Consider the following 11,578-nt stretch of genomic DNA (forward strand, 5'->3'; position numbering starts at 1 on the left):
TTGCCCCTTTTTTATTATTTACAAAATTTTTTTAAAAAGGAGTGGTGGGAAGCTCATAACCATAAACTTCAAGAAAATTTCTCTGCGTGGATTCCCCAATGACTAGCACAATATGCTGTGGAGAATTTGATAATTACAGACAAGTTGCTTATAGCTTGTGTAGAAGCTTGTGCTGCCATAATATTGGTGAATACTATAAAAAGTCGCGTGAGGGAATTTTCGTTGAACTTAGCAAAAGGTTCTAGCTTGTGTTTGAAGTGGCAATTCGCAGTATCTGTGATGAAAAGCACGTTAAGCAATGCGTAAAGCGTAAAGAAAATTTGAATGAATCTAGGTTTGCGAAGTTAGAAAAAACTTAAAATAAACAAAATTTTTGAGTTTGGAAAGTTTAATAAAAATTTGCTTTGATTATTCTGTGTTTTTACGATTCCGCAAATGGAATCGCATAGGAGTGTTAATTGGGAGGATTAGTTGCGTTTAAGCTGATTGACGATTTGAAGCATAGAATCGGCAGTTTGAATAGATTTTGAGTTTGCTTCATACGCTCTTTGTCCTACAATTAAGTCTGTCATTTCTTCTACTAGCTTTACATTACTTGTCTCTACGAATCCTTGTCTTAACTGCCCGAATCCATTAAGCCCAGGTGTGCCAACAATCGGATCTCCTGAAGCATTAGTGTTTAAATAGAGATTATCGCCTAACGCGTGAAGTCCTGCAGGATTGATAAAACTCACAGTTTCAATTTGTCCTAGTTGATTGACTTCTGTGGCATTTCCTTGCAAAACGGTTACCGTGCCATCTGTCCCAATATTAATCTGTGTGGCATCATCTGGAATCGTGATGTTTGGCACAAGTAAGTAACCTTGAGAATTAACAACATTACCCTCATCATCTCTTTTAAATGCACCATCACGTGTATAAGCAATCGTGCCATCAGGAAGTTCAATTTGAAAGAATCCATTGCCTGTGATCGCAATGTCAAGATTTTGTTCTGTTTCTTTGAAGTTTCCTTGAGAAAATAGCTTTTGCACTGAAGTTGGACGAACTCCTAAACCCACTTCAATCCCTGTTGGACTAAGCGTAGTTTCTGAAGTGCTTGACCCTGCATATTGCAAGACTTGATGAAACAAGTCTGCAAACTCCGCTCTTTCTTTACGATAGCCAAATGTATTGACATTTGAAATATTGTTAGAAGTCACATCAATAAAAAGTTGTTGTCCTAGCATACCTGTGGTTGCTGTATATAATGCTCTCATCATTGGGAATCCTTTATTATGCTTTTGCTGCTAATTTTGTAATGGCTTCAGTGTTTAGCTCATCCATATGGGATTTAAGCACTTTAGAGTAAGCTTCCACTAAACGATTAGTTTCAATCAGTCCAGTCATTTCATAGACGACATTAATATTGCTCTTTTCTAAAAATCCTTGACGAACCGCTCCGCTTTGCTCTAACGCTTCGCGCTCGTTGGTTCTCTCTTGTGGGTAGGCATAGAGATTATCCCCGACTTTTTTAAGATATTTTGGATTTTCAAAAGACACGACCCCAATATTAGTTAATAAAGCCATTTCGCTAATGCCCTCATTGTTTAAATCACGTGTGTAAATGTTGCCATTGGTATCCACTTCAACTTGAAATCCATCAATAAACTCAATATATTGTGGAGCGTCTAGATATTCGCGTGGAAGCACGGGATAACCCTCTTTATTGACTAGCCTACCTTGCTCGTTTAGCACAAAAGAGCCATCACGCGTATAGCGGATACCCTCTGGTGTTTCAATCATAAAATACGCATTTTCTCGCCCAAGTGCGAAATCAAAGGTATTCTCCGTTTGCATCATTCCACCAAGTGAGCGGTCTGTAAATTCCTCTACAATTTGAGGCACACGATTTAAAGAGCGATTGTAGAATTTCGCTGCGTCTTTTGTCTGCTCATCAATGGGCAAAAATTCTTTTGCTTGCTCATAAAGTCTCAAAAAATCACCAATCACAACATCATCACGTTTAAAGCCGGTCGTGTTTGCGTTTGCAATGTTGTTTGCAATCACATCTAGGCGGTTGATTTGCGTAACCATACCACCGACAGAACTATAATATCCACCTTGCATTTTTATGCCTTTTGTTAAACTTTTGTAGTTGGTTAAAGCAAAAGGCGTTCCAAAATTTATTGATTACTCATTTGTGCTTTACTTTCTGTTTTATAGAGCCAAATAAACACTTCTACCACTGCTTTATAAAGGGCAGGTGGAATCTCCTCATCTAATTCTAAATCAATCAGTGAATCCACAAGAGCTTTACTCTGAAAGAGTGGAATCTCATATTCTTTTGCCTTTTGTATGATTTGTTGTGCGAGGAAACCTTCGCCTTTGGCGATGACTTTTGGGGCACGTTGTTTGTTTTGTTCATAAGCAAGCGCGACTGCTTTTTGATTGGGAGGTAGTGGCATTAATAACTTCCTAGTATTTTATCTACTGCTTCCCAGCTTAAGCTAAAGCTAGAATCGCAATTTGTTTGTGTTGATTGTGTGAAAAGAAAATGACGCACAAGACGTGCAAAGCAATCGGTTTCTATATTCACCCGCATTCCTACTTTGTAATGCTTAAAAAGTGTAGAATGCAGTGTGTGTGGGATAATTGTCAAACGCAAGGAATCTTTCAAGACTTCATTAATCGTTAGACTAATCCCTTGAATTGCAATGCTTCCCTTTGGCACACAAAGTGCGAGGATTTCAGGAGTTGTGCGGATAAAAAAGTCCATTCCAATTGTGTGGGATTCTATCTGAGTAATTTCTCCGATTCCATCAATATGCCCTTGCACGATATGCCCATCTAATCTATCACTTAAACGCATTGCAGGTTCAATATGCACAAAGCCTTTGTAAGTCTCTAGCGCAATATGCCTTTGTGTCTCTTCGCTAAGCTCTAATGCAAAGCCATCATTAAAAGTTTCAGTCGCAGTAAGACAAGCACCATTTACCGCAATAGAATCACCAATTTTAGGCTTGTATTTTGCATTGATGGTCAGTGTCGCACCTTGTAGAGATTTGACTTCGCCAAACTCACGCACAAGTCCTGTAAACATTTCTAACCTTTAAGTAAAATTGCATTAAAATTTCAAATTCTAGCATAAAAGGAGTAATATGCAGCTTTGTGATACGCATTGTCATTTAGATGATGAGCGGTTTATAGAGGATTTTCCTCTGATGATAGAACGAGCTAAAAGCGCAGGAATTGTGCGCTTTATTATCCCAGCAGCCGACCCAAAAGACTTAAAAAGGGCGCAAGAGTTAGCCCACACTTATGATGAAATTTACTTTGCATTGGGGTTGCACCCTGATTTGGCGTATTTGTATGAGGAGGAGAGTCTTTTGCCCTTTTTAAGCGATTCTAAATGTATTGCAGTCGGAGAATGTGGGCTAGATTATTATAGAATGGAAGACAAGATCGCAAAGTTTGGGGTAGAGAGTGAGGCGGAGGTAAAGCGAAAGCAGAAAGAAGTTTTTATTGCTCAAATCAACCTTGCCATAGAATATCAAAAGCCCTTAATCGTGCATATTAGAGATGCTTCGTTGGATAGTTTGGAGATTTTGTCAAACTTCGCACCAAAGCTTAAGGGTGGTATCTTGCATTGTTTTAATGCAGATTTTCAGCTTTTAGCCTTAGCAAAATTTAATTTTTATTATGGAATCGGAGGAGTTTTAACCTTTAAAAATGCAAGGAAGCTTGTAGAGATTATACCCAAAATCCCGCTAGAATCCCTTTTACTTGAAACAGACGCACCCTATCTTGCACCACACCCCTATCGTGGTAAGCGCAATGAGCCAAGCTTCATTCCTCTAGTGTTAGAGAGAATGAGTGAGATTCTAAACTTGCCAAAAGAAACTTTGGCTACACAAATTCATCAAAACACCACAAGGCTTTTTGGCACATTGTAGAATCTCAACCCATCTTTAAAGTCTTAGTCAGAGGGATGCTACACTTGACATTATTTGGTATTGATTTTATTAGGCAAGCTGTTTAGAAATCTTGCGTGCTTGATTAAAGTTAAGGAATTGAATGATGAAGTGGTTGGAATTTGCAAGGAAATCCTTGCAAAATATCATAACTTGTCCGCATTTTGTGAAAGGTATTCTGCTACACCTTGTGCATTTGCTTTCATACCCTTGTCACCTTTATTCCAACCCGCTGGGCAAACTTCCCCATGTTCTTCAAAGAAAGTAAGTGCATCACACATTCTTAGCATTTCGTCCATATTGCGACCAAGTGGCAAGTCATTAATCACAGCGTGGCGAACGACTTGGTTTTTGTCAATTAAAAATGAACCACGAAGTGCAACCGCATCACCAATTAGTACCTCATAATCACGAGAGATTTGTTTAGTAATGTCTGAAACCATTGGGAATTGCACATTTCCGATTCCACCTTGATTGACCGGGGTATTTTTCCACGCAAAATGCACAACATCAGAGTCAATAGAAACACCAATGACATTAAATCCTTTTTCGGCAAAAGCTTTCACTCTGTGGTCCATTGCAATAATTTCAGAGGGACAAACAAAAGTAAAGTCTTTAGGCCAGAAGAAAACGACCGCACCTTTGCTTCCTAAGTTCTTTGAAAGTTCAAAATCCTCCACGATAGTATTATTTGCTAAAACTGCGGGAGCTTTAAAATCCGGAGCTTTTTTCGTTACTAGCATTGTTAAATCCTTATAAAAATAGTTAATTGATAAAAAATATCAATTATGTAATGCTAACAAATCTTATATAAATATAAGATTAATTCTTATATTCTTTAATAAAAACCTTAGGCGTAGGTATTTCTTGTTTGAACAATAAAAGGGAAAACCTCTTTCACCCCTTGACAAATACTTAATATCAGGCTGTATAATTACACAATCTATTTTACAAACAAGGAGGATTCTATGAAATCGTATAATGCAAATCGTAGAGACTTTTTAAAGAATCTAGCACAATTCACAGGAGTAGCGACACTCGGGGCTTATATACCTTATCCACTTTTCGCACAAGATTTGAAGCAAATTTCCAAAAAAGGAGCAAAAATGCAAACTCTCACCCTCAATAATGGCGTTAAAATGCCCATTCTTGGGCTTGGCACTTATTCGCTTACGGGTAAAGCAGGGCAAAAGGCGATGAGCGAAGCCATAGAGGTGGGTTATCGGCTCTTTGATAGCGCACAGATGTATAATAATGAAGCCGAGCTTGGAGCAGCGATAAATGCGGCAGTAAAAGGCGGAATCAAACGTGAGGAGTTTTTTATCCAAACTAAGCTTTTAGAATCAAGTAGCGAGGATTTAGCAAAAAAATCCATTGAAAAATCCTTAAAAACTTTAGGGCTTGATTATATTGATTCTTTGCTTATCCATATGCCATACTCGCAATCTAAGGCGATGTATAGAGCAATGGAGAGCTTTTATAAGCAAGGTATTTTAAGGGTTATTGGCATTTCAAACTTTGGTGCAAAGGCGTATAGCGAGTTTGTGAAATCTTGTGAGGTGATTCCTGCGATTAATCAGTGCGAGACACATTTACTCCTCCAACAAAAGCCCTTAAGAGAGGCGATGAAGAGCAAAAAAACTTTGTTGCAAAGCTGGAGTCCTTTTATCGCGGGGAAAGGTTCAATTTTAGAAAATCCCACACTGAAAAACATAGCACAAAAATACAACAAAACACCCGCGCAGGTGGTTTTACGATTTTTGATTGAACAAGGAATCTCTGTCATACCAAAAACTTCTAAAAGAGCAAGAATGCAAGAAAATCTTAATGTCTTTGATTTTTCTTTAAGTGCGCAGGATATGCGGATTCTTAAAGAGCTTGATACGAATAAAAGTGCATTTTCTTGGACGAATTATTAGGGGAAGTTTGGTATAAAGTAAAAATGAATAAATAAGCCTTTGCGGTATTCAAGCTTGAAAAATATCTATTTTGGCTATTTGCTTTTTTATCTCTAAATTTCTATGTAAAGTTTGTATTATGTGTGAAATCATTATTTACCTTTTTACTTCTGCTCTTTTTATGTTTTTCTCTCTAGTTGAGCTATTTTTTAGAATTTCTGCGTGTTCGTTCTTGATGTCAAGTGGCCAATCCATTCCTTGTTCTTGCACATTCCAATCAGGGTGTTTGCCGCCCTCAACGCTCAAATAATCCTCTACACAACATTGCTCTATAAGTTTATAAGAAATATAAGCATTTTGGATTCTTTTAAGCCCAAAAAGCCCCTTAATGTCTTTTTCAAAATTCTCTTGGTAAATCATATAAAATTCTATTTTTGCGCCACTTAGAATCGTATGATACAAAAAATACCATATCCCAAAACTTCTAATGCTCGGTCGTCCCTTTGTCCCACCATCACGATAAATAGACAAAGTATTTTTAATGCCACCATCAGCTTGACTTCCCCCAATCTTTTTAATCTCGCCATTGACAACGATAAGATAAACCCTTGCGACATTTTGGGTTAAAATGCTTTGGGGTAATGGATTGCCTTTTTCATCTTTTAGATTTTTATGCACTCATTATGTTACAATAAATATAATATCGGCTAATGCCTTATAATTTTTTTGATGAAAGACAAAATCAACAATATTGTTTGAAAAATTGGCACTGCTAAAATCATTTAGATAATCAATAATTGTTGGTCTAATAATCCTAAAGTTTCTTTTAAGTTTCCAAGACTGTGAAAAATCTGAACTATCTATCAAGACAATAAATAGCCTGTTTTCTGCCCCAAATCTCAAATCTCCTTGATTTTCATATAACCATCGGATAAGTGTATATTTATTATGTATAGTGTCATAAATAATTTTTTGATTTTGTTTATCAATATTTTGCAATTCCCAAAATAAATTTTTATTGTTTGTATCTTTAATTTGTTGCACAATTTGATATTTTATTGTTTCATCGCTATCCATCTTGTCAAATACCAAGCTATACCTCTTCGCTATTTGCTTAAGTAAAGTTATTTCACTGCCAAATCCATAATTCTTTCTTTGCATTTTTAAAAATTCTTTTGGTAAGTAAGTAATTTTTAAATCAATTGGTATATTTTCAATAAAAAAATCAACACTTTTTATTTTTCCAATAGCTGATGTAACTTTTGGGTGTATTTTAAATATATGTTCAGTAAGTATAGTTGTCCAATTATTATACCAACTGCTTAATGTGTAATTTCTTGTATTTTCTGCAATATCATTTTCAATTTTATACACAATATCATTATATTTATAAATATCTTTAACATAAGAAACAATTTGTTTGTCTAATGAATTAGTAGAATCTCCACCCCAAGCAAAATAAGTCATTTTATAAAGTTCTGATTCTATCTCGTGGAATTTTTGTTCTATTGTTGCGATTTCTACTTTATTATAACTATGTAAAATTTTATCAATATCATTATGGGTAATCATACCTTCTATAGCGAGATTATAAAGTTCTCTAAATTTTTCTTGTTGTGTTTTTGTCTGTAAAATAATATTAAAGTGAATTTTAATAAAATCTAAAATTTCTTTTCGTATCATTGATTTAATTTTAAGCCATAAAATTCCACTCTCATCCTTATTAAACAAATAAAGATTTTGTGAGTTAAAAAGATTTAACCATTCTTCAAAATTTCTCATATTTTTATTTTATCCTTTCTAGTCTAGTATGGGCTGCATATAAACAAAAACTCTTTGCTTCCCTTCACACTCCCTTTTCCTCCTACACTATTTTGATATGGTTTTTCTCTAATAACTACTTTCTTATATTGTTTTAACATATCTTTCATATTATCCATATTAGGAAAACTTCTATCGTTATAACTTATAATCCAATAAGGTATTTTTTGTGCTGATAAAAAAAGCTTCTCAAAAGATGCTATAATATCTTTCTTTGTGTCAAAGCCACTATACTTTTTTGGGGTATATCTTCTTGTTCCATTGATAAAGTTTTTATCTTTCCAATAATTAGTGTATGTTTCTAAAAGGTGATAAAATGCTTGATAGTCTGCATGGCTTCCACAATATGGAGGGTCAAAATAAACTAAATCCACACATTCATTAATCCTTTGCACAAACTCTATTGCATCAAGATTATAGCTTTTATTATTTTTTGCATTATGAAATACTGCTTGATTGTAGTCTGGAACAAGATTTAAAAATATTTCTTTAATTGGACGAGCAAGATTTGGATTGCGCCTAATTCTTTCCTCTCTGCTTGCATATTTTAAGGCACTTGTATGTGCAAAATGACCCATCGTTACTTTTCTTGTAATTGCCCTATTAATTAAAGCGAATGCAAGAGATTGTTTCTGTATCTCCAATAATTCAATATTACTCCTAAAAGAATCTAAAAAGGCAGCTTCTTCCTCTTTAAAAAAAATATCTGTAAAGAGATTCTGCATTAAATTAAAATAATGTAAATCTTGATTACTTTGAAATAATATGTTTATATCATTATTAGAAATTTTAATATTATAATTCTCTATTAATGCTTCTCCTATTTTATGACTAAAGGTTAAAAAATCATTCGTATGCACCTCATATCCATTTTGTTTAAAAAAATAGGATACAGACTGAGAGCCAGCAAAAGCATCCGCGACACTATGAATATCCTTTGGCAAACATTCCTGAATAAAGTGCAAATGTTTATATTTTGCTCCTAAATATTGTGGCTGTGGAAATTGAAATGCAAAATAGTCATTAAATAGGCTTTTTGTCATACTCTAATTACCTTATTAATTAATTTTTCCTAATAAAATAATTATTATATAAAAATATCATAATTTATCAAAATTCCTTATCAACAACTCGTGGCTTTGTTTGATATTATCTTTATCGCCTCGCTCTATGCGATTTTACCAACGCGCGTTTCGCCTTGCCCCATCGTATATTGCCATTTAGGCTCTAAAATTCTAAAATCTTTATACGCCTCCCGCACGAATTTGCAGTCATTATAGCTTAAAATAAACTTGCCCTTGTGATTTTTGAGATATTGCGCCAAAAGTGCGTGGTTAAATCCATTATGATGAATAGGAAAATTCCGCATAGGATAGATTCCCTTAAACATTTGAGAATCCCCCTCTAAAAAATAAGGTGGGTCGCAGTAGAAAAAATCCTTAGGATAGGCTTCAAACACCTTTTCAAAGCTTACGCATTCTACACTAAGATTTTGCAATCTTTTATCTTGCCCCAAATCTTTTAATTTTTGCAACGCATTCAAATAGCGACTTTTATCCTCGTAAATCTTGCTCATCCAGCCCAAAAATCCGGGTCCATAAGAAAGATTAAAATTAAAATAATAATCTCTTGCAAGAGTTAGAGAATCTAGCTTAATTTGCGGGGTATTTTGCGAATTTTTATGCCTCTCATTCCAATAGGTTTTCAACTCCTCTTTTATCTCTGCATAGGTTTCTTTTGTAGGTTTAAGTTCCAATAAGGCTTTATAAAGTCCATTAGAATCTGTAATCAAAATTTGCCAAAAATTCACCAAAATATCAAAAATATCAAAGGCTTTCACTTCCAAATCTAACTCTAATGCACTTGCGATTTCTACGCTTCCTCCACCCATAAAGGGCGAAATAAGCCTTTTTATATCATTAGGAAAATGTTCCAAGATTAGCCCAACTGCTAGGCTCTTGCCTCCACCATAACGCAAAGGACTTTTGGTGTAGCGTTTGTAGTGTGAGGATTTGCCTTTGAGATTGCGTAAAAAGCACTCTTTTGCAACATTCTGTTCTTTGTATTTTGCATCGTGTGCCAAAGGGTAAAAGTCAAATGAATACCGCTGTTGTGTCAATGGATTGCCTTAAGTTGTTTTTGACATTCTAGTATAATTTGCTTAAAATGTAACTTTGCACACTAGCTTGAAGTAATCGTGATTCTTAGCAAAAGGGTAAAAGCACAAAAGAAAACTGCCAAATTTTTGTCGCAAGTGTAATGGTAGGAAGAGTGTATAAGCTTTATTTATGCTCAAATTTCACAAACATTATAGCTTTGTAATCCTTGTAAATTTATCTTATCTGAAATGGACTTATGAGGGTTTCCGCATAAAATTTCGCACCCTCTATTAATTTTTGATGAACTAGCTCCTTATTTTTCTCATAATGCCTATTAAGCTTAATCCTGTCCGAAAAAGATATTTTGCCTAACGCCTCATTAACACACCTCTTCCAAAATATATCAAACAGCTTTCTTTCCTCGTTGTCATCTTCTGGTTTTACTTGTGCCATTTCTTTGAATGTGCATTCCATTGCGTCAAACCCCATTTGTACTATTGTTTTTTCTACTTCTTTGTCATTGCCATAGACGATTCCACCAAACAATAACCCTATGACGAATAGAATCTTTTTCATCATTTCTCCTTTATTTTATCTTTATACAAGCGCAAAATTTTAACAAAAATTATTTAAAATCACTGAATGCAAGAGGGACTATTGCTTTAGCGGATTCCTTCATAGACGCACAGATTCTTTTATGCAAACGAGCGCAAATGTCTTAGCAAAGGCAAGGGAGCATTTAGCAAAGTATGGTTTGGAGGGCAAAATAATGTAGTTTTCTACTTCATCGGCTTCAGTTGCAGAGGCAGCAAATGCGATTGGTTGTGAGGAGGGGGGAGATTGTTAAAACACTTTCCTTTGTAAAAGTGTATTTAGATGTTTGTTTGCAAAATCTTGCCACGCTTTATCCTGCGTGTGGAAGTGCAAATAGCGCGGTTAGCCTGACTTTAGAGGAGCTAGAAAAAGCCTCTTGCTTTGAAAAATATATTGATGTATGCAGCCCGATAACTTAACTCTGCATTATGGTATTGCATATAGGCAATTAATCTTATAAGGGCGAGATAATGCCGATTTGCTTCTTTGCGAGATTTCATTGCTAAAGGCGAGATGTCCTCTTGCGTTTTGAAATATTCATATTCTAATCTTAGCGTGTTTAAAAATGTCTTTTGCTTGGCTAATTCGTTGGTAAGATGAAAATTTCCTAATGCCTTTTGATTAAGGCAGACAAGCTCGGCTTTAAGCTTTGTCGCATCTGTTGCGGGAATATCAAAAGAGGGGGTTACGCCTTTATGGATGGGGGCGGAATAACAATGTGATTGTCGTAGGGAATCCCGCACGAGCGATAAAGATAATGATAAAGCAAGAGTAATTTTTGCAAACTTGTTATATAATTTGCAATCAATAACAAAGGAAGTGAGTAATGAAAAAAACAATCATTGAAGCAGAGCGAGAAACAGGGATACCCTCTACTAGGATTCGTTTTTGGCTCAAAAAGGGACTTTTTCCTGAATTAGAAACGGATAAAAATGGTGTTAGACTCTTTGGCGATGAAGATATACTAAAGCTTAAATGGATTGAATGGTTTCGCTTCGTGCGAATGAGTTTGGCAAATATTAAACAATATATGCACTTAGTTTCACTTGGACAAAAAAGCACTTTTCAAAAGCGTAAAAAAATCCTTGAAACCCAAAGAGAACTCATTATTAAAGATATGCAAGCCACACAAGAAATTCTAAGCAAAATAGAAGAAAAAATCAAATTTCTTGATAAACAATGCCGTTGTAATGTTTCAAAAAAATAGCACCCTTCG

The 11,578-nt window shown here is 35.2% G+C and carries 14 protein-coding genes and 1 pseudogene; 4 read left to right on the forward strand and 11 right to left on the reverse strand.

The window, feature by feature from the left end:
• Positions 1-68: 68 nt before the first annotated feature.
• The 5 genes from Q0Y61_RS04755 to ribE all read right to left on the reverse strand — a co-directional run bounded on the left by Q0Y61_RS04755 (position 69) and on the right by ribE (position 3,079).
• Positions 69-299: a hypothetical protein gene (locus Q0Y61_RS04755; RefSeq protein WP_297812176.1), complete on the reverse strand. Its 231-nt coding sequence runs from the start codon at positions 297-299 to the stop codon at positions 69-71.
• Between the two features lie 168 nt (positions 300-467).
• A complete protein-coding gene (gene flgG / locus Q0Y61_RS04760; RefSeq protein ID WP_297812178.1) occupies positions 468-1,259 on the reverse strand; it encodes a flagellar basal-body rod protein FlgG in 792 nt (263 codons plus the stop codon).
• 13 nt (positions 1,260-1,272) lie between these two features.
• Entirely contained in the window at positions 1,273-2,106 is an 834-nt protein-coding gene (locus Q0Y61_RS04765; protein WP_297812181.1) for a flagellar hook-basal body protein, read from the reverse strand.
• A gap of 56 nt (positions 2,107-2,162) precedes the next feature.
• Complete coding sequence (locus Q0Y61_RS04770) at positions 2,163-2,444, reverse strand: EscU/YscU/HrcU family type III secretion system export apparatus switch protein (RefSeq protein WP_297812185.1); 282 nt, start codon at positions 2,442-2,444, stop codon at positions 2,163-2,165.
• A complete protein-coding gene (ribE, locus tag Q0Y61_RS04775) occupies positions 2,444-3,079 on the reverse strand; it encodes a riboflavin synthase (protein ID WP_297812188.1) in 636 nt (211 codons plus the stop codon). Before ribE ends, Q0Y61_RS04770 begins: the two co-directional genes overlap by 1 nt.
• Positions 3,080-3,137: 58 nt before the next feature.
• Between ribE and Q0Y61_RS04780 the strand changes: the two genes are divergently transcribed.
• Complete coding sequence (locus Q0Y61_RS04780; protein WP_297812191.1) at positions 3,138-3,932, forward strand: TatD family hydrolase; 795 nt, start codon at positions 3,138-3,140, stop codon at positions 3,930-3,932.
• A 164-nt stretch (positions 3,933-4,096) separates the two neighbouring features.
• Here Q0Y61_RS04780 and Q0Y61_RS04785 read toward each other — a convergent pair whose 3' ends face one another.
• A complete protein-coding gene (locus tag Q0Y61_RS04785) occupies positions 4,097-4,693 on the reverse strand; it encodes a peroxiredoxin (RefSeq protein ID WP_297812194.1) in 597 nt (198 codons plus the stop codon).
• A gap of 225 nt (positions 4,694-4,918) precedes the next feature.
• Between Q0Y61_RS04785 and Q0Y61_RS04790 the strand changes: the two genes are divergently transcribed.
• Positions 4,919-5,869 carry an aldo/keto reductase gene (locus Q0Y61_RS04790; RefSeq protein ID WP_297812196.1) on the forward strand — a complete coding sequence of 317 codons (951 nt, stop codon included), beginning with the start codon at positions 4,919-4,921 and terminating at the stop codon, positions 5,867-5,869.
• Between the two features lie 135 nt (positions 5,870-6,004).
• Here Q0Y61_RS04790 and Q0Y61_RS04795 read toward each other — a convergent pair whose 3' ends face one another.
• The 5 genes and pseudogenes from Q0Y61_RS04795 to Q0Y61_RS04815 form a co-directional block, all read right to left on the reverse strand.
• On the reverse strand, positions 6,005-6,526 hold the full coding sequence (locus Q0Y61_RS04795; protein WP_366517287.1) for a type II restriction endonuclease: 522 nt from the start codon (positions 6,524-6,526) through the stop codon (positions 6,005-6,007).
• Between the two features lie 3 nt (positions 6,527-6,529).
• On the reverse strand, positions 6,530-7,630 hold the full coding sequence (locus tag Q0Y61_RS04800; RefSeq protein ID WP_297812198.1) for a hypothetical protein: 1,101 nt from the start codon (positions 7,628-7,630) through the stop codon (positions 6,530-6,532).
• Between the two features lie 23 nt (positions 7,631-7,653).
• Positions 7,654-8,712 (reverse strand): DNA adenine methylase, encoded by a 1,059-nt coding sequence (locus tag Q0Y61_RS04805; RefSeq protein ID WP_297812200.1) that lies wholly within the window; start codon positions 8,710-8,712, stop codon positions 7,654-7,656.
• A gap of 57 nt (positions 8,713-8,769) precedes the next feature.
• Positions 8,770-9,752: pseudogene (locus Q0Y61_RS04810) on the reverse strand (DNA adenine methylase).
• Positions 9,753-10,002: 250 nt separating this feature from the next.
• Complete coding sequence (locus Q0Y61_RS04815; RefSeq protein ID WP_297812203.1) at positions 10,003-10,344, reverse strand: hypothetical protein; 342 nt, start codon at positions 10,342-10,344, stop codon at positions 10,003-10,005.
• 236 nt (positions 10,345-10,580) lie between these two features.
• On the opposite strand from Q0Y61_RS04815, the gene Q0Y61_RS04820 reads away from it, so the two are divergent.
• Both Q0Y61_RS04820 and Q0Y61_RS04825 read left to right on the forward strand, forming a co-directional pair.
• Entirely contained in the window at positions 10,581-10,781 is a 201-nt protein-coding gene (locus tag Q0Y61_RS04820) for a hypothetical protein (RefSeq protein WP_297812206.1), read from the forward strand.
• 407 nt (positions 10,782-11,188) lie between these two features.
• Positions 11,189-11,569, forward strand: a complete 381-nt coding sequence (locus tag Q0Y61_RS04825; RefSeq protein WP_297812210.1) for a MerR family transcriptional regulator — start codon at positions 11,189-11,191, stop codon at positions 11,567-11,569.
• Positions 11,570-11,578 lie beyond the last annotated feature (9 nt).

Source organism: uncultured Helicobacter sp. (genome assembly GCF_947367035.1).
In the GTDB taxonomy this organism is placed as follows: Bacteria; Campylobacterota; Campylobacteria; order Campylobacterales; family Helicobacteraceae; genus Helicobacter_D.